A 16,968-nucleotide genomic window follows, 5' to 3' on the forward strand; every position below is an offset into this window, starting at 1 on the left:
ATCCTCTCAGTCCCGTGCCCCGCCGCCCCCCGCCACTGGTGGCGCACACAGATCTCTTCCCTACGATGTGCCGGTGACCAGTACCGCGACGCCGCCGCCCAGCCCCGCGGGGGCCCCGCCCGCCTCATCGGTGGGACGCGAGGACGAGCCGCCCACCTGGCTGCGCCGGCTGCGCGGCTTCGGCTACGTGCCGCCCGCCGCCGCTTCCGCGCGCTCGGACGTCCGCACCCGCCTGGTGCCCCCGTACACCAGGCCGTCCAAGCAGCTGTGGATGACCTTCGGGCTGCCGCCCCAGGTGTGGGGGACCTGGCGGCTGATCGTCTCGTGGGTGGGGCCGCTGCTGGTGGCGCTGGTCGCCGGGGTGCTGCGGTTCGTGCACCTGGGCAGCCCGAAGGCGGTGATATTCGACGAGACGTACTACGCCAAGGACGCCTGGGCCACGATCCGGCAGGGCTACGAGGCCAGCTGGCCCAAGGACATCGACGCTTCGATCCTCGCGAACCCGGACGCGGTCGCCCTGCCGGCCGACCCGGGCTACGTCGTGCACCCGCCCGTCGGCAAATGGGTGATCGGGCTCGGCGAGTGGATGTTCGGCTTCACGCCCTTCGGCTGGCGGTTCATGACCGCCGTGCTCGGCACGCTGTCGGTGCTGATGCTGTGCCGGATCGGGCGCCGCCTCTTCCGCTCGACCTTCCTGGGCTGCCTGGCGGGCGCGCTGCTCGCGGTGGACGGCCTGCACCTGGTGATGAGCCGCACCGCGCTGCTGGACCTGGTGCTGATGTTCTTCGTGCTCGCCGCCTTCGGGGCCCTTCTCATCGACCGCGACCGGGCCAGAGCCCGGCTGGCGGACGCGCTGCCGGTGGACGAGGAGGGCCGGACCCGGCCGGACACGAAGATCGCCGAGACGCTGCGGCTGGGCTGGCGGCCGTACCGGATCCTGGCCGGCGTGTGCCTGGGTCTGGCCGCGGGCACGAAGTGGAACGGCTTCGTCATCCTCGCCTTCTTCGGCGTCCTCACCGTGCTGTGGGACGCCGCCGCGCGGCGCACCGCGGGCGCGGGTGCCCCGTACGTCTCGATGCTCCGGCGCGACGCGCTGCCCGCCTTCGTCTCGACCGTCCCGGTCGCGGTCGCCACGTACCTGGCCTCGTGGTCGGGCTGGATCCTCAGCCCGGACAACGGCAAGGGCGGCTATCTGCGCGACTGGGCGGCCAAGTACGACCAGGGCAGCTCGCTGGGCTTCCTGCCGGAGTGGCTGCGCAGCCTGTGGCACTACGAGACCGAGGTCTACGCGTTCCACGTCGGCCTGACCTCGGGGCACACCTACGAGTCCAACCCGTGGAGCTGGCTGGTCCTGGGCCGGCCCGTCTCCTACTTCTACGAGTCCCCCGAACCCGGCGCCGACGGCTGCCCAGCGACCGCGGCGGGCAAGTGCGCCCGCGAGGTCCTGGCCCTGGGCACCCCGCTGCTGTGGTGGGCGGGCTGCTTCGCGCTGCTGTACGTGCTGTGGCGGTGGTTCTTCCGCCGCGACTGGCGGGCGGGCGCGATCGCGTGCGCACTGGGGGCGGGTCTGCTGCCCTGGTTCAACTACCAGGAGCGGACGATCTTCTACTTCTACGCGGTGGTCTTCGTCCCGTACCTGTGCCTGGCGGTGGCGATGATGATCGGCGCCCTGCTGGGCCCGGCCGGGTCGAGCGAACGCCGACGCGCACTGGGCGCGATCGGCGCGGGCGTACTGGTCCTGCTGATCGCGTGGAACTTCATCTACTTCTGGCCGATCTACACGGGCCAGACCTTGCCCATGGACTCCTGGCGCGGCCGCATGTGGCTGGACACCTGGGTCTAGCAGCGCAAACGAAGGGCCCGCCACCTGACGGTGCCGGGCCCTTCGTGGTTGTTGCTGGTCCTCGCTGGCCGTCCTGAGCCGCCCCTCGACGGCCCGCAGACGACCTCAGCGAGCGGCCGCCCGGTGGTTATCAACTGATGCGAACGCCCTGCGCAGAGATGGCTCCGGAGGACCTCGGCGGCCCTGGTGGGCGGAAAACCTCTGGTCGGGGCCGCCTGGGCTGAGCGTTCACCTGTCCCGCACTTCAGCAGGAATCCCCTTCGCCCCCCGTAGGGCTCCGTTCAGGTTCGCGCCGGTGAGATCAGCGCCGGTCAGGTCTGCCTGGCGCAGGTCCGATCCGTTCAGGTCGGCACCATGCAGGTCCGAGGACAAGGCGGAGGGGCACCCGTGTACTGGACGTACTCGGGCGCCCCGAAAACGCCGCCAGGTGCGGTGCCGGGCGCCGCAGGCCCGGCAGGATGCGCGGAGACGGGCTAGCGGGAGGCCTCGCAAGCCGCGGAGGCCACGTCCTTGCTCGCGCCGACCGCGACGAGGCTGGCGTCGCAGCTGGTCTGGTTGCCGATCGACCCCTGGTAGCAGGCCTCCGCGGCGCCGTCCGTGGCCTTCGGGGCGTGCTGGGCGACGTACTGCTCGCAGGCCTTCACGTCCGCCTGGGCGGACGGGGCGGCGATGACGGTGCCGCCGACGGCGAGGGCCAGGCCTGCCAGGATGCTGGGGATACGAGCCGACGGACGCATGCGGATGCACCTGCTCTCTCGGTGGGGTGCGGTCCGCCGACGCGCCGGACCGCGGGCGGGGGCGGCGGCGCGGAGCGGGGGCCCTCGCTCTTCCGACGCTAGAACACGGCACCGGTGCACGCATGTTCGGGCCGTGCCGGGGTCAGTCCTCGGCCGTGTGCTCGTCGTCCCAGGCGGGGGCCGTGACCGTGCCGTCGGCCCAGTCCCGCCGCAGGATCGCGTAGCCGACCGCGTCGTGGACCGTGCCGTCGGCCGAGGGCCAGCCCTCCCGGTAGTGCGCCTCCTTGACGTACCCGCACCGCCGGAAGGTGCGCCGCATCGCCGCGTCGTCCTGGCGCGTGGTGCCCTCGATCCGCCGGATCCGCGGGAGTTCGGTGAACAGGTGTCCCGTCAGCCAGGTCAGTGCGTGGCGCCGATCCCCCGGCCCCGGTACCGGGAGCGGATCCGCAGGTCGAAGACGGGCGTGCTGTCGCCCAGGTCCATCAGGCGGACCAGGCCGAGGGCCTCCCCGCCGCCGTCGATCCAGAACGACCTGGTCTCCGCGTTGTCGAAGCGGCCCTCCGCGGCCCATTGCCGGGCCTGCTCCGGATCGACGACGGCCGAGCCGTGGAAGGGCCAGGCGTCCCCGGCGAGGAAGGCGACCAGGTCATCGGCGTCGGCATCGGCGTAACGCCGGTAGGTGAGGTCCACGGCGGCACTCTAGGGAGGGAAGCCGCAGGTGACGACCCGATTACGTTCGGATGTTCCGGTCCGGTAACAATGACGTACTGAGTCGCTGCACAGAGTAAAGTCCGCACCAAGGGTTCTTTGAACATGTTCAGGAACCGTCATCATGGGGGAAGGACTCACGTGAACGGGGCAGCGAAGGGTGCCGTCATCGGCGGGGTGTTCCTCGCCATGCTCGGCGGCGCCGGGTACGGGGTGTACACGCTGGTCGGAGACGCCGGCGGGGACGCGAAGGAAGGCAAGGACGGCGAGACCACCGTCCAGGCCGAAAAGGGCAGCGGGCCGGTCGGCGACAAGGACGCGGCGAAGACCGCCAAGGCCTTCCTGGCCGCATGGGCGGCCGGGGACGAGCGGGTGGCCGCCGACCTGACGAACAACCCCGCGGCCGCGCAGGCCGCGGTCGGGGATTTCAAGACCAAGTCGTACGTGTCCAAGGCCGTGATCACCCCCGGCACGCCGAACGGCACCACCGTGCCGTTCAAGGTCGAGGCAGAGATCACGTACGAGGGCACCACCAAGCCGCTGGCCTACGACTCCCAGCTGACCGTGGTGCGCGGCCTGACCAGCGGAAAGCCGCTGGTCGACTGGCAGCCCTCGGTGATCCACCCGCAGCTCCAGAAGGACGAGAAGCTGCGTGCGGGCGCCCCCGCGAACCCGCCCGTCAAGGCCGTGGACCGCAACGGCGAGGAGCTGACCGCGGAGAAGTACCCCTCGCTGCGCCAGATCCTCGACGAGCTGCGCCAGAACTACGGCAGCAAGACGGGCGGCAAGACCGGGGCCGAGGTGTGGATCGAGCCGGCCGCGAAGGACGCGCCCAAGCGGACCCTGCTGACCCTCGTCGAGGGCGAGCCGAGCACGCTCAAGACGTACCTGGACGCGAAGGTGCAGGCGGCGGCCGAGCAGGCGGTCACCAAGTTCCCGGAGGCCTCGGTGGTCGCCGTCCAGCCGAGCAACGGACACATCCTGGCCGTCGCGAACAACCGCAAGGACAACTTCAACGCGGCGATGCGGGGCACCCGGGCACCCGGATCCACGATGAAGATCGTGACGGCCGCGATGCTGCTGGACCGCGGCCTGGTCGCCGCGGACAAACCGGCGGAGTGCGGGAAGACGGTGACGTGGGGCCGCGAGTTCCACAACCTGAACAACTTCGAGCTGCCGCCCGGCACCAGTTTCGCGACCTCGTTCGCCCGCTCCTGCAACACCGCCTTCATCAAGCAGATCAAGCCCGTCGACGACGACTCCGCACTGCCGAAGGAGGCCACGGAGGTCTTCGGCATCGGCATGGACTGGAAGACGGGCATCCAGTCCACCGACGGCAAGGTCCCGCCGGCCACGGGCGCGGCGGCGGCCGCCGAGTACATCGGGCAGGGGCAGATCACCATGAACCCGCTGAACGTCGCGTCCATCACCGCGACCGCGCGCACCGGGGTCTTCCGCCAGCCGGTACTGGTCTCGCCGGAGCTCGACGGCCGGACGATAGCGACGGCCCAGCGCCGGATGAAGTCCTCGGTGCAGCAGCAGCTGGTCAGCATGATGAAGCTGACGGCCTCCAGTGGCACCGCGCAGAAGGCCATGGCCCCGGTCCACGGCTCGGACAAGGGCGCGAAGACCGGCTCGGCGGAGGTCGGCGGCGCCGGGGACAGCCCGGACAGCTGGTTCACCGGCTTCAGCGGTGACGTGGCCGCGGCGGCCATGGTCGAGGGCGGCGGCCACGGCGGCGACGCGGCGGGCCCGATCGTCGCCCAGGTACTGAACGCGGGCTGACCGAGCGGCGGCGACGCGACCGGCCGGGCCCGAAATCGGTCGTGTCGCCGCGCCCGGCGGCGCTAACGTCGCGGCATGACGACGTCCACGCACCCCCTGTTCGCCGAGGCCCTTGCCGAGCTGGGCCTCGACCTCACCGTCCGGAGCTTTCCCGAAGGCACCCGTACGGCCGCCGACGCGGCGGCCGCGATCGGCTGCGAGCTGAGCCAGATCGTCAAGTCGCTGATCTTCGCGGCGGACGGGGTCCCGGTGCTGGTCCTCATGGACGGGGCCTCACGGGTGGACGTGGAGGCCGTACGCCGCGAGCTCGGCGCCGGGAAGGTGACGCGGGCCGATGCCGCGCTGGTCCGGGAGACCACGGGCTACGCGATCGGCGGGGTCCCGCCCTTCGGACACCGCACCCGCACCCGGGTGCTGGCCGACCGGTCACTGCTCGCCCACGAGGAGATCTGGGCGGCGGCCGGCACCCCGACCACGGTGTTCCCGATGGCCCCGGACGAGCTCATCGCGTACGCGGGGGCCGAGCTGGCCGATGTGCGCGAGCACACGACAGAGGGCTGACGGGGCGGACGGGACTGACCGGGTTGACGGGGCCTACCGGGTCGACAGGGCCGACTTCAGGGCCCTGACCAGGGCCTGCGCCCGGGGGTCCGCGGTCACCGACTTGGCCAGGGCATTGGTGACGTAGCCGAAGCCGATGCCCGCCTCCGGGTCCGCGAAGGCCAGCGAGCCGCCGCGGCCGGGGTGGCCGAACGAGGCCGGCGAGAGCAGCGGGGAGGCCGGTCCGTGCAGCATGTAGCCGGGGCCGAAGCGGGTGTTGACGACGAGCACCCGGTCCGGTCCGGCGGAGTGCTCCCGGCCGGCCAGCTCGGTGGTGGCCGGGGTGAAGATCCGCGCGCCGTCCTCGACCACGCCGATGGTGGCACCGTAGAACCGGGCCAGGGCGCGGGCCGTCCCGATGCCGTTCGACGCGGGGAGCTCGGCGGCCCGGTAGGCGGGGTCGTTCTCGTCGGGCAGCGGCGCGATGGCGGCGAAGGCGCGGCGGGTGAGGGAGTCCGGGTCGGCGTAGGCCTCGGAGACGTTGCGCCGCGGCCGGGTCCGCAGCATGCCCGCGCTCTCGGGCGGCTCGACCGGCGCCACCCGGCCCACCCGGTGGGCCTCGGTCTCCGGCAGGCCGATCCAGAACTCCAGCCCCAGCGGTTCGGCGATCTCCTCCGCGAGGACGGAACCCACCGTGCGGCCCGTCGCCCGCAGCACCAGCTCGGACAGCAGCCAGCTGTAGGTCTGCGCGTGGTAGCCGTGCTCGGTGCCCGGCTCCCAGAAGGGCTGCTGGGCGGCGACCGCGCGCGCCCCGGACACCCCGTCGGCGGCCTCGGCGGCGCTCAGCCCCCGGTCCAGCGCGGGTATGCCGGCGCGGTGCGCGAGCACGTCGCGGACCAGGATCCGCTCCTTGCCGCCCGTCTTGAACTCCGGCCAGTACGAGCCCACGGGCGCGTCCAGGTCCAGCAGTCCGCGCTGGTGCAGCAGCAGCGGCACGGCGGCCGCCACGCCCTTGGTGGCGGAGCGGACGATCTGCGCGGTGCCCTCGGTCCAGGGCTCGGTGCCCTCGGCGTCCCGGGTGCCGCCCCACAGGTCGACGACCTTGCGGCCGTCGCGGTACACGGCCACGGCCGCGCCCCGGTCCCCGAGTACCTCGAAGTTGCGTACGAACGCGTCCCTGACGGGCTCGAAGCCCTCTGCCACCGTCCCGCGGACATCCACGTCTACTCCCAGCACCTGCCGCAGCGCCCCGACGGCGCCTACGCCACAATGCAACGCCTGCCGGACGGCCCTGCTTCCCGGGTTGCCCGGAGCGGCTCACCGGGGCCCGGCCCCCGCCCGGCGGGCGGAGTCCGACGCAGCGGCTCGAAGCCTGGGAGGCGCCCCGGCGCCGATCAGCGCGAGGGGCGCGTCAGAAGGGGCGTGCGCGGGTCGAAGCCGAACGGGAGCTCCAGCCGGTGGGCCCGCATCAGCTTGTCGTCGCACAGGAGCTCCTGCGTGCGGCCGTCCGCCGCGATGACCCCCTCGCTCAGGATCACCGAGCGCGGGCACAGTTCCAGCGCGTACGGCAGGTCGTGCGTGACCATCAGCACGGTCACGTCCAGCGAGCGCAGGATGTCCGCGAGCTCGCGGCGCGAGGCGGGGTCCAGATTGGACGAGGGCTCGTCCAGGACCAGGATCTCGGGCCGCATGGCCAGTACGGTCGCCACCGCGACGCGGCGGCGCTGGCCGAAGGACAGGTGGTGCGGCGGCCGGTCGGCGAAGTCCGCCATCCCGACCTGGTCCAGGGCCGCCCGGACCCGCTCCTCCAGCTCCGCGCCCCGCATCCCGGCCGCCGCCGGGCCGAAGGCCACGTCCTCGCGGACGGTCGGCATGAACAGCTGGTCGTCGGGGTCCTGGAAGACGATCCCGACCCGGCGGCGGATCTCGGCGAGGTTCCGCTTCGCCACGGGCAGCCCGGCGACGGCCACGGTGCCGACCCCGCCGGTGAGGATGCCGTTGAGGTGCAGCACCAGCGTGGTCTTGCCCGCGCCGTTGGGTCCGAGCAGGGCGACCCGCTCGCCCTGCCCGACGGTGAGGTCCACCCCGAAGAGGGCCTGGTGGCCGTCCGGGTAGGCGTAGGCGAGGCCGGCGACTTCGAGGGAGGCAGTACTGGTCACAGGGTCCATCCCATCAGACAGACGGCGAGGGCCGTCACCGGGAGCACGGCCGCGTACGCCCACTGGGCGCGCGAGGCGACGACCTCGTCGATCACCGGCATCGAGCCGGCGTAGCCCCGGCTGACCATCGCGAGGTAGACCCGCTCGCCGCGCTCGTAGGAGCGGATGAACAGCGCGCCGGCGGTCTTGGCCAGCACCCCCCAGTGCCGGATCCCGCTGGCCTCGAAGCCGCGGGAGCGGCGGGCGATGGACATCCGGCGCAGCTCGTCGCTGATCACATCGCCGTAGCGGATCATGAAGGAGGCGATCTGGACGAGCAGGGGCGGCAGCTTCAGCCGTTGCAGGCCCAGCAGCAGGGCCCGCAGCTCGGTGGTCGAGGCGAGCAGGACGGAGGCGGCCACGCCGAGGGTTCCCTTGGCGAGGACGTTCCAGGCGCCCCAGAGGCCCGAGACGCTGAGCGACATGCCGAGCACCTGCACGCGCTCGCCCTCGGCGACGAAGGGCATGAGCACGGCGAAGGCGACGAAGGGCACCTCGATCAGCAGCCGCCGGAGCAGGAAGCCGGCCGGGATCCGGGCGACGGCGGCCACCGCCGCGAGGAGGACGGCGTACAGGCCGAAGGCCCACACCGCCTCGCGCGGTGTGGACACGACGACCACGACGAAGGCCAGGGTCGCGGCGAGCTTGCAGTGCGCAGGCAGGTCGTGGACCGGTGAATGGCCGTGGCGGTAGAGCTTGTGGGCGTGGCCGGCCCCCATGTCAGCCCGCCGAGACGGGGGTGGAGGAGGAGGTGGCGGTGAGGTCTTCCGTCCGGCGGCGGCGCACGGCCCAGAAGATCCCGGTGCCGACGACGACGGTCACGCCGACGCCGATGACCCCGGCGAGTCCGCCGGAGAGGCGGGCGTCGTCGACGTCCTTGACGCTGTAGTCGGCGAGCGGGGAGTTCGCCGCGGCGTGCTCCTCGACCTTCTCGTCGATGCCCTTGTCCGCGGCGACCTTCTCCAGGCCGTCGGGGTTCGCGGAGGCGTAGAAGGAGACGAAACCGGCGAGCACGAGGGCGGTGACCAGGCCGGTCACCCACACCTTCTTCGTCGACCCGTCGCCGGCGGCGGCAGCGGGCGCGGCGGCCGCGGCCGGTGCGTCGACGAGCTCGCCGCCGACGCGCAGCTTTAGGGACGAGGTCAGCCCGCGGGCCCCGTGCACCAGGTCGGGACGTACCGCGATCACGGCGCCGACGGTCGCGGCGGTGATGGCGGCCTCGCCGATGCCGATGAGGACGTGGACGCCGACCATGGCGGTGAACACCTTGCCGATGGGCACGTCCGTGGTGCCGCCGACGGCGTAGACGAGGGTGAAGACGGCGGCCGCGGCGGGCACCGAGAGCAGGGCGCCGGTGAAGGCGGCCGCGGTGACCGAGCGGCGGGTGGGCGGCAGGAGCCCGAGCAGCCCGCGGAAGATCGCGTAGGCGACGACGACGGTGACGACGCCCATGACGGTGACGTTCACGCCGAGGGCGGTCAGGCCGCCGTCGGCGAAGAGGATGCCCTGCATGAGCAGGACGACGGACACGCACAGCACGCCGGTGTAGGGGCCGACGAGTATCGCGGCGAGCGCCCCGCCCAGGAGATGGCCGCTGGTACCGGCCGCGACCGGGAAGTTCAGCATCTGCACGGCGAAGATGAAGGCGGCGACGAGACCGGCGAGCGGCGCGGTGCGCTCGTCGAGTTCGCGGCGGGCGCCGCGGAGGCTGACGGCCACCGCGGCGGCCGCCACCACTCCGGCGGCCACCGAGACGGGTGCGTTGATGAATCCGTCGGGCACATGCATGGAGGGGCTCCGCTTCCGCGTCTTATGCAGTCTTTAGCTGTTCAACCATAGTGCCCAGTTGCAAACCATTGGCAAGAGCGGACGCATCACAAATGGACCCGTGCGGTTTCGTGGGAATGTGCGAGGCTGGACGGGACAAAAGGACGCAAATGTTCTGATTTCGAGGAGTCTTGTCGATGTCAGCAACCGCCGAGAATCCCCCAGCGACCGCCACCACCACCGCGACCGCGACCGCCGTCGAGGAACGGGTCCGTGCCCGCGTCATCACGGACGACCCCCTCTACCGGACCATCCCGGTCGCCCTGCGCTTCGCCGTCGCCGAGCCGCTGGCCGTACGGATCGTCTTCCCGGCGGGCCTGTCCCCCGAAGGCACCGACAACGAGTGGGTCTTCCCCCGCGCCCTCCTGGAGGCGGGCCTCCAGGCCCCGACCGGGACCGGGGACGTACGGATCTGGCCCTGCGGCCGCGTCCAGGCGGTCGTCGAGTTCCACTCCCCCGAGGGCGTCGCCGTGGTCCAGTTCGACATCGCCGCACTGCGCCGGTTCCTGCGGCGTACGTACGCCCCCGCGGCCGCCGTCACCCGTCGGGCGTAACGAGGCCGGCCGCAGAAACCGGCCGCAAAAAAAGGGGCCCGGCCCCGTACCGCCTGATCATCAGGCGGTACGGGGCCGGGCCGTCCCGTCGGCAGGTGCGGGGCCGACGGGTTCGGACGGGGTCGGGCCGGGTCAGGCGTTGACCAGCTCGCGGTCCTTGTCCGGGCCCTCCGGGGACTGCGCGGACTCCAGGTGCTTGCGCAGGCTCTCGCCCTCCACGTCCACGTTCGGCAGCAGCCGGTCCAGCCACTTCGGCAGCCACCAGGCCTTGTGCCCGAGCAGGGCGAGCACCGCCGGGACGATGGCCATGCGGACCACGAAGGCGTCGAAGAAGACGGCGACGGCCAGACCGAAGCCGATCATCTTGACCATCTGCTCGCTGGCCCCGATGAAGCCCGCGAACACCGCGATCATGATGATGGCGGCGGCCACGACGACCCGCGCGCTGTACTGGAAGCCGGTGACCACGGCCTGGCCCGGGCGCTCGCCGTGGACGTACGCCTCACGCATCCGGGTGACGAGGAAGACCTCGTAGTCCATGGCCAGACCGAAGACGACACCCACCATGAAGATCGGCATCATCGACATGATCGGACCGGTCTGCTCCACCCCGAAGACCGAGCCGAGCCAGCCCCACTGGAAGACCGCGACGACGGCGCCGAGGGCGGCGACGACCGAGAGCAGGAAGCCGAGGGCCGCCTTGAGCGGGACCAGGACCGAGCGGAAGACGAGCATCAGCAGCAGGAAGGCCAGGCCCACGACGAGCGCCAGGTAGGGCAGCAGCGCGTCGTTCATCTTCTGCGAGAAGTCGATGTTCATCGCGGTGGCGCCGGTGACGAGGACGTCGTCCCCGCTGCCGTCGCGGATCTCGTGGACCAGTTCCTCGGTGTGCGTGGAGGACGGGCGGTCCTTCGGGATCACGGTGATCACCGCGGCGTCGCCGGCCTCGTTGAGGGTCGGCGGGGTGACCGCGACGACCCCGTCCAGGCCCTTGATCCGGTCGACGGTGGAGTCGGCCAGCGCCTTGTTGCCGTCCACGACCACCATCAGCGGGCCGTTGAAGCCCGGGCCGAAGCCGTCGGACAGCAGGTCGTACGCCTGGCGCTGGGTGGTGGAGACCGGCTGGGCACCGTCGTCCGGCAGGCCCATCTCCAGCTTGCTCGCCGGGATGGCGATGACGCCGAGGCCGATCACACCGGCCAGCAGCACCATGACGGGGCGGCGCAGGACGAAGCGGGCCCAGCGGGTGCCGCCGTTGGCCTTCTTCTCGGCGCCCGCCGGCTTGCCCTTGCCGAACAGCCGGCTCTTCTCGCCCGCGGGCAGCACCTTCTTGCCCGCGAAGCCGAGGATGGCCGGGACCAGGGTCAGCGCGACGAGCACGGCGATGACCACGGTGCCCGCGGCCGCGAAGCCCATCTTGGTCAGCATGGGGAGGTTGACGACGGCCAGGCCCACCAGGGCGATGACCACGGTCAGACCGGCGAAGACGACGGCGGAGCCGGCGGTTCCGACAGCGCGGCCGGCGGCCTCGTCCCGCTCGCGGCCCTCGGCGAGCTCCACGCGGTAGCGGGAGACGATGAAGAGGGCGTAGTCGATGCCGACCGCGAGGCCGATCATCGTCGCGAGGGTGGCGGTGGTGTTGCCGAGGTCCAGCACGTTGGCGAGCGCGGTGATGGAGGAGACGCCGATGCCCACGCCGATGATCGCGGTCAGCAGCGGCAGACCGGCGGCGATCAGTGAGCCGAAGGTGATGACGAGGACGATCGCGGCGACCGCGATGCCGATGATCTCGCCGGAGCCCGTCTCGGGGGCCGCCATCAGCGCGTCGCCACCGATCTGGACGTTCAGCCCGGCGGCCTTGGCGGCCTCGCCCGAGCCCTTGAGCGCCTCGCGGGTGTCGTCCTTCAGCTCCATGCCGCTGACGGTGTACTTGGCGCTGATGTAGGCGGTGGAGCCGTCCTGGCTCACGGCCTGGACCTCGTACGGGTCGGCGACGGAGGAGATCTCGGCCGCGCCCGGACCGGTCTTCAGACCCGAGACGATCTTCTGGACCTCGGCCTTGGGGCCGGGGTCGGTGACCTTGGCGCCCTCGGGGGCCTTGATGACGATGCGGGCGGTGGCGCCGTCGGCGGCCATGCCCGGGAAGCGCTTGTCCAGCAGGTCGAAGGCCTTCTGGGCCTCCGAACCGGGTATCGAGAACGAGCCGGAGGTGGGCGCGGCCGCCGAGGCGGCGCCGAAGCCGGCGGCGAACAGCAGCGCCACCCAGAGGAGGGCGACGAGGCCGCGGCGCCGGAAGGCGCCTCTGCCGAGTCGGTAGAGGAAGGTAGCCACGTCGGTGGTTCTCCCGTTCAGGTCGTGGGATGGATCCGGATCGGATCAGGGCGTGAAAAGCCGGCCCGACGACGAGAGCGGCGTGTCAGGAGCAGCAGAGGGGCGTGCCGGGGACGGGGAGGAGTGAGGATCAGACGCCGAGGGCGGGGAAGACCACGGCGTCGATGAAGTCACCGAGGAAGGCCCGGTCCACCGGGCGGTCCTCGATCAGCGGGAGCGCGATGAACGCCCCGATGAGCATGTGCGGTACGAAGTCGAGCGCCGGACAGTCCGGGCGGATCTCGCCCCGGTCCACCGCGCGCCGCAGCATCGTCTGGAGACCGTTGATCTCCGGGTCGACCAGCAGGTCGCGCAGGGCCTTGTGCAGCTCCGGGCTCTCGTGGACGGCGTGGGCCAGACCCCGCATCAGCGCGGTGTCCTTGGCCATCTGCGCGTCGTCGGAGTGCTCGACCATGCGCGCGAAGTCCCCGCGCAGGCTGCCCGTGTCGATCTCGCGCAGCGAGACCGGCTGCGTGCAGCGCAGGGCCTTGGCGACCAGCTCCGGCTTGCTCCCCCACTGGCGGTAGAGGGTGGCCTTGCTGGACTTCGTACGGGCGGCGACCGCGTCCATGGTCAGCGCCTCGTAGCCGACGTCACGCAGGAGGTCGAGGACCGCCTCGTGCAGTTCGGCCTGTCGCTCGGGGGTGATCCGGCTACGCCGAGCCGCCATCGCCTCGGTCATGTCCGTGCCTCCCATCGAAGCGAAACTGTTCCGTACGCTTAAGACGATACCCCTCCCCCAAGCGAAACGAAACCGTTCCGTTTCGCTTGGGGGAGTGGCATGGATCACCTGTACGAGTTGCCAGGGCCCTCCTCCGCGGAAAGCATTGGGGGGTGAGTCACGACGTCGCGTACCTCCGTTTCCCGCACCTGCACGACGACCTCCTCTGCTTCGCCACCGAGGACGACCTCTGGGTCGCCCCGCTGGTCCCCGACGGCCGGACGCCCGGACGGGCCTGGCGCATCACCGTCGACCGGACCCGCGTCGGCCACCCGCGCTTCTCCCCCGACGGCAAGCACATCGCCTTCACCACCTGGCGCAGCCTCGACCCCGAGATCCACCTCGCCCCCGTGGACGGCGGCCCCGCCCGCCAGCTGAGCCACTGGGGCGCCCTCGACACCCGCGTCTGCGGCTGGACCCCGCCCGACGAGGACGGGCGCAGCGACATCCTGGCCGTGTCCTCGCACAGCCAGCCCTTCTCCTACTTCGCCTGGGCCTACACCCTCCCGACCGACGGCAGCCCCGGCGGGCGCCTGCCCTGGGGGCCCGTCTCCGACATCCAGGTGCACGCCACGGAGGAGGGCGAACGGCACTCCCTGCTGCTCACCGGCAAGCCCCCGCACGAGCCCGCCGCCTGGAAGCGCTACCGCGGCGGCGCCACCGGCCGGCTGTGGCTGCACGGACAGCGCCTGCTGGAGGACGTCGAGGGCCACCTCGACTCCCCGATGTTCGTGGACGGCAGGATCGCCTTCCTCTCCGACCACGAGGGCATCGGCAACCTGTACTCCTGCCTGCCCGACGGCACCGATCTGCGCCGGCACACCGATCACGAGGAGTTCTACGCCCGGCACGCCTCCAGCGACGGCTCCCGCGTCGTCTACCAGTGCGCCGGGGACCTCTGGCTCGTCGAGTCCCTCGACCGGGACGCCGTCCCGCGCAAGCTCGACGTCCGCCTCGGCGGGCCGCGCGCGGGCCGCCGTACGTACCAGGTGCCGGCCGCCAGCCACGTCGACTCGCTCTCCGTGGACACCACCGGGCGCGCCAGCGCGGTCGTGGTGCGCGGCAGCCTCTACTGGCTGACCCACCGCGACGGCCCGGCCCGCACCATCGCCGACACCCCGGGCGTGCGCGTACGGCTGCCGGAGATGCTCGGCAGCGGCGGGCAGGTCGCCTACGTCACCGACGCCGAGGGCGAGGACGCGATCGAGATCGCCTACCTGCCGCGGGCCTCCGGGGAACGGGAGCCGCGCCGGCTGGCCTCGGGCGAGCTGGGCCGGGTCACCGAGCTGCTCTCGGACCCGGACGGCGAGCGGCTCGCCATCGCCTCCAACGACGGCCGGCTGCTGCTCATCGACGCCACCGAGGAGTCCAACGGCGAGGTCACCGAGCTGATCCGGTCCATCAACGGCCCGGTCACCGACCTCGCCTTCTCCCCCGACGGGGACTGGCTGACCTGGTCGCACCCGGGCATCGGGCGTTCGCTGCGGCAGATCAAGATGGCCCGGATCTCCGGCCCCGGCGCCCGCACCGTCGTCGACGTCACCAACGGCCGCTTCGAGGACGAGAATCCGGTCTTCACCCGGGACGGGCGCTACCTGGCCTTCCTGTCCTGGCGCGGTTTCGACCCGGTCTACGACGTGCACACCGGCGACCTGTCCTTCCCGCTGGGCTGCCGCCCCTACCTGGTGCCGCTGAACTCCGCGACCCCCTCCCCCTTCGCGCTCTCCGCCGAGGGCCGGCCCGCGGCCGGCGGACTCGACGTGGCGGAGGGCGACTCGGGCGAGGCCGACGGCGCCGTCACCGTGGAGGTGGAGGGACTGGAGAGCCGCGTCACCCCGTTCCCGGTGACCGCGTCCAAGTACTCGGCCCTGTACCCGGTGCACGGCGGCGGGCTGGTGTGGCTGCGCTGGCCGATCTCGGGCGCGCTCGGCGAGACCTTCGCCAACCCGGCCGACATCAGCGGCAAGCCGACACTGGAGCACTTCGACCTCACCAAGGCCCGCAAGACCGAACTGGCCTCGGGGCTGGACTGGTTCGCGGTCAGCGGCGACGGCACGCGACTCGTGATCAACGACGACGGCGACCTGCGCGCGGTCCCGGCGACCGAGTCGGGCGACAGCGACTCGACCGTCTACCTGGACCTGCGGCGCATCCTGCACGAGGTGGACCCGGCGGCCGAGTGGCGCCAGGCCTACGAGGAGGCCGGGCGGATCATCCGCGCGTACTTCTGGGAGCCGAAGATGTGCGGCATCGACTGGGACGGGATCCTCGCCCAGTACCGCTCCCTGGTCGAACGGGTCGCCTCACCCGACGAGTTCGCCGACCTGCTGCGCGAGGTCCTCGGCGAACTCGGCACCTCGCACGCCTACGTCTCCCCCGCGCGCCGCAACGAAGGCCCCCCGCACTACCAGCGGGCGATCGGCCTGCTCGGCGCCAACCTCTTCCCCCGGGACGGGGAATGGGTGGTCAGCCGGATCCTGCCCGGCGAGTCCTCGGACTCCAAGGCCCGCTCCCCCCTGGCCGGCACCGGCATCCGGGAAGGCGCGGTGCTCACCCACGTGGACGGCCGGCCGGTGGACCCGGTCACCGGGCCCTATCCGCTGCTGGCGGCGGCGGGCGGCACCACGGTGGAGCTGACCTTCCGGCCCGCGGCGGGCGAGGGCCGGGCCCGCCGGGTCGCCATCGTGCCGCTCATCGACGAACGGCCGCTGCGCTACCAGGACTGGGTGTCCAAGCGGCGCGAGGCGGTCCGGGAGATCAGCGGCGGCCGCTGCGGCTACCTCCACATCCCCGACATGGGCGGCTCGGGCTGGGCGCAGTTCAACCGCGACCTGCGGATGGAGATGTCCCGGCCCGCACTGATCGTGGACGTACGCGGCAACGCGGGCGGGCACATCAGCGAGCTGGTGGTGGAGAAGCTGACCCGCTCCATCCTCGGCTGGGACCTGACGCGCAACGCGCAGCCGGTCAGTTACGCCTCCAACGCGCCCCGCGGACCGATCGTGGCGCTGGCCGACGAGGCGACCTCCTCGGACGGGGACATGATCACCGCGGCCTTCAAACTGCTGGGCCTGGGACCGGTGGTGGGCCTGCGCACCTGGGGCGGGGTGGTCGGCATGACCGGCCGCCACACCCTCGGGGACGGCACGGTGATCACGGTGCCGATGAACGCCGCCTGGTTCCCGGAGTACGGCTGGTCGGTGGAGAACCACGGCGTGGAGCCGGACCTGGAGATCCAGCGCACCCCGCTCGACTGGGCGGAGGGGCGGCACGCCCAGCTGGACGACGCCGTGCACCTGGCGCTGGAACTGCTGGAACAGGACCCGGCCGCGGTGCCGCCCGGCTACACGGACGTACCGGACCGGCGCCGTCCGAAGCTGCCGCCGAGGGAGTGAGCGGGCGCATGCGGGAGGGGCGCGATCCCCGGCGGGGATCGCGCCCCTCGGCGCTGCGTGCGGGCCCGTAACGGTCGGGCCAGAAGCCTAGGTCCGGTCGTCGAGCTCGTCCCGGATGTCGTCGAAGGACCGCTGCGGCGAGTCCTTCGGCTGCGGGGTCCGCTGGGACTTCTTGTCCTGCGGGCCCTTGCCGGGCTGCTTCTGCCCCTTCTGGGCCTTCTCCTTGAGCTCCTGCGCCTTGTCCTGGAACTGGTCCTTGATACCCATGCTGTTCACTCCATGAGGGGTGT

Annotated in this window: 16 protein-coding genes; 5 read left to right on the top strand and 11 right to left on the bottom strand. The window is 72.1% G+C overall.

Annotation, left to right across the window (positions count from 1 at the left end):
* The first annotated feature begins 73 nt into the window (after positions 1-73).
* Positions 74-1,843 carry a dolichyl-phosphate-mannose--protein mannosyltransferase gene (locus JYK04_RS18490; protein ID WP_189735448.1) on the top strand — a complete coding sequence of 590 codons (1,770 nt, stop codon included), beginning with the start codon at positions 74-76 and terminating at the stop codon, positions 1,841-1,843.
* Positions 1,844-2,071: 228 nt separating this feature from the next.
* Here JYK04_RS18490 and JYK04_RS41225 read toward each other — a convergent pair whose 3' ends face one another.
* From JYK04_RS41225 to JYK04_RS41240, 4 genes are all read right to left on the bottom strand, one after another.
* Positions 2,072-2,335, bottom strand: coding sequence for a pentapeptide repeat-containing protein (locus tag JYK04_RS41225; RefSeq protein ID WP_237410260.1), 264 nt, complete (start codon positions 2,333-2,335; stop codon positions 2,072-2,074).
* Positions 2,317-2,580 carry a hypothetical protein gene (locus JYK04_RS41230; protein WP_189735737.1) on the bottom strand — a complete coding sequence of 88 codons (264 nt, stop codon included), beginning with the start codon at positions 2,578-2,580 and terminating at the stop codon, positions 2,317-2,319. Before JYK04_RS41230 ends, JYK04_RS41225 begins: the two co-directional genes overlap by 19 nt.
* A 142-nt stretch (positions 2,581-2,722) precedes the next feature.
* Positions 2,723-2,899 carry a hypothetical protein gene (locus tag JYK04_RS41235; protein WP_229875100.1) on the bottom strand — a complete coding sequence of 59 codons (177 nt, stop codon included), beginning with the start codon at positions 2,897-2,899 and terminating at the stop codon, positions 2,723-2,725.
* Between the two features lie 80 nt (positions 2,900-2,979).
* Positions 2,980-3,270 carry a GNAT family N-acetyltransferase gene (locus JYK04_RS41240; RefSeq protein WP_229875099.1) on the bottom strand — a complete coding sequence of 97 codons (291 nt, stop codon included), beginning with the start codon at positions 3,268-3,270 and terminating at the stop codon, positions 2,980-2,982.
* 159 nt (positions 3,271-3,429) lie between these two features.
* Between JYK04_RS41240 and JYK04_RS18505 the strand changes: the two genes are divergently transcribed.
* A complete protein-coding gene (locus JYK04_RS18505; RefSeq protein WP_189735446.1) occupies positions 3,430-5,073 on the top strand; it encodes a penicillin-binding transpeptidase domain-containing protein in 1,644 nt (547 codons plus the stop codon).
* Positions 5,074-5,148: 75 nt separating this feature from the next.
* A complete protein-coding gene (locus JYK04_RS18510; protein WP_189735443.1) occupies positions 5,149-5,634 on the top strand; it encodes a YbaK/EbsC family protein in 486 nt (161 codons plus the stop codon).
* Positions 5,635-5,667: 33 nt separating this feature from the next.
* Here the strand turns inward: JYK04_RS18510 and JYK04_RS18515 are convergent, their stop codons facing one another.
* The 4 genes from JYK04_RS18515 to JYK04_RS18530 all read right to left on the bottom strand — a co-directional run bounded on the left by JYK04_RS18515 (position 5,668) and on the right by JYK04_RS18530 (position 9,599).
* Positions 5,668-6,834 carry a serine hydrolase domain-containing protein gene (locus JYK04_RS18515; RefSeq protein ID WP_189735442.1) on the bottom strand — a complete coding sequence of 389 codons (1,167 nt, stop codon included), beginning with the start codon at positions 6,832-6,834 and terminating at the stop codon, positions 5,668-5,670.
* Between the two features lie 173 nt (positions 6,835-7,007).
* A complete protein-coding gene (locus tag JYK04_RS18520; RefSeq protein WP_189735440.1) occupies positions 7,008-7,781 on the bottom strand; it encodes an energy-coupling factor ABC transporter ATP-binding protein in 774 nt (257 codons plus the stop codon).
* Entirely contained in the window at positions 7,769-8,530 is a 762-nt protein-coding gene (gene cbiQ / locus JYK04_RS18525; RefSeq protein WP_189735438.1) for a cobalt ECF transporter T component CbiQ, read from the bottom strand. The genes JYK04_RS18520 and cbiQ overlap by 13 nt, the downstream gene beginning before the upstream one ends.
* A 1-nt stretch (position 8,531) precedes the next feature.
* Complete coding sequence (locus tag JYK04_RS18530) at positions 8,532-9,599, bottom strand: energy-coupling factor ABC transporter permease (protein WP_189735436.1); 1,068 nt, start codon at positions 9,597-9,599, stop codon at positions 8,532-8,534.
* Positions 9,600-9,775: 176 nt separating this feature from the next.
* Here JYK04_RS18530 and JYK04_RS18535 point away from each other — a divergent pair, with 176 nt between their 5' ends.
* Entirely contained in the window at positions 9,776-10,192 is a 417-nt protein-coding gene (locus JYK04_RS18535) for an SsgA family sporulation/cell division regulator (protein WP_189735434.1), read from the top strand.
* A gap of 132 nt (positions 10,193-10,324) precedes the next feature.
* Here JYK04_RS18535 and JYK04_RS18540 read toward each other — a convergent pair whose 3' ends face one another.
* Positions 10,325-12,523 carry an MMPL family transporter gene (locus JYK04_RS18540; protein ID WP_189735432.1) on the bottom strand — a complete coding sequence of 733 codons (2,199 nt, stop codon included), beginning with the start codon at positions 12,521-12,523 and terminating at the stop codon, positions 10,325-10,327.
* Between the two features lie 130 nt (positions 12,524-12,653).
* A complete protein-coding gene (locus JYK04_RS18545; protein WP_189735431.1) occupies positions 12,654-13,244 on the bottom strand; it encodes a TetR/AcrR family transcriptional regulator in 591 nt (196 codons plus the stop codon).
* A 152-nt stretch (positions 13,245-13,396) separates the two neighbouring features.
* Between JYK04_RS18545 and JYK04_RS18550 the strand changes: the two genes are divergently transcribed.
* Positions 13,397-16,678 (top strand): S41 family peptidase, encoded by a 3,282-nt coding sequence (locus JYK04_RS18550; protein WP_189735429.1) that lies wholly within the window; start codon positions 13,397-13,399, stop codon positions 16,676-16,678.
* Between the two features lie 87 nt (positions 16,679-16,765).
* Here JYK04_RS18550 and JYK04_RS18555 read toward each other — a convergent pair whose 3' ends face one another.
* Complete coding sequence (locus JYK04_RS18555; RefSeq protein WP_189735427.1) at positions 16,766-16,945, bottom strand: hypothetical protein; 180 nt, start codon at positions 16,943-16,945, stop codon at positions 16,766-16,768.
* Positions 16,946-16,968: the final 23 nt, after the last annotated feature.

The organism is Streptomyces nojiriensis (assembly GCF_017639205.1).
Classification (GTDB): Bacteria; Actinomycetota; Actinomycetes; order Streptomycetales; family Streptomycetaceae; genus Streptomyces; species Streptomyces nojiriensis.

Bases quoted from the DNA above. Each gene is read 5' to 3' on its own strand.
- JYK04_RS41230 (WP_189735737.1), bottom strand. From the start codon at position 2,580: ATGCGTCCGTCGGCTCGTATCCCCAGCATCCTGGCAGGCCTGGCCCTC.
- JYK04_RS41235 (WP_229875100.1), bottom strand. From the start codon at position 2,899: ATGCGGCGCACCTTCCGGCGGTGCGGGTACGTCAAGGAGGCGCACTAC.
- JYK04_RS18510 (WP_189735443.1), top strand. From the start codon at position 5,149: ATGACGACGTCCACGCACCCCCTGTTCGCCGAGGCCCTTGCCGAGCTG.
- JYK04_RS18520 (WP_189735440.1), bottom strand. From the start codon at position 7,781: ATGGACCCTGTGACCAGTACTGCCTCCCTCGAAGTCGCCGGCCTCGCC.
- cbiQ (WP_189735438.1), bottom strand. From the start codon at position 8,530: ATGGGGGCCGGCCACGCCCACAAGCTCTACCGCCACGGCCATTCACCG.
- JYK04_RS18530 (WP_189735436.1), bottom strand. From the start codon at position 9,599: ATGCATGTGCCCGACGGATTCATCAACGCACCCGTCTCGGTGGCCGCC.
- JYK04_RS18535 (WP_189735434.1), top strand. From the start codon at position 9,776: ATGTCAGCAACCGCCGAGAATCCCCCAGCGACCGCCACCACCACCGCG.
- JYK04_RS18545 (WP_189735431.1), bottom strand. From the start codon at position 13,244: ATGACCGAGGCGATGGCGGCTCGGCGTAGCCGGATCACCCCCGAGCGA.
- JYK04_RS18555 (WP_189735427.1), bottom strand. From the start codon at position 16,945: ATGGGTATCAAGGACCAGTTCCAGGACAAGGCGCAGGAGCTCAAGGAG.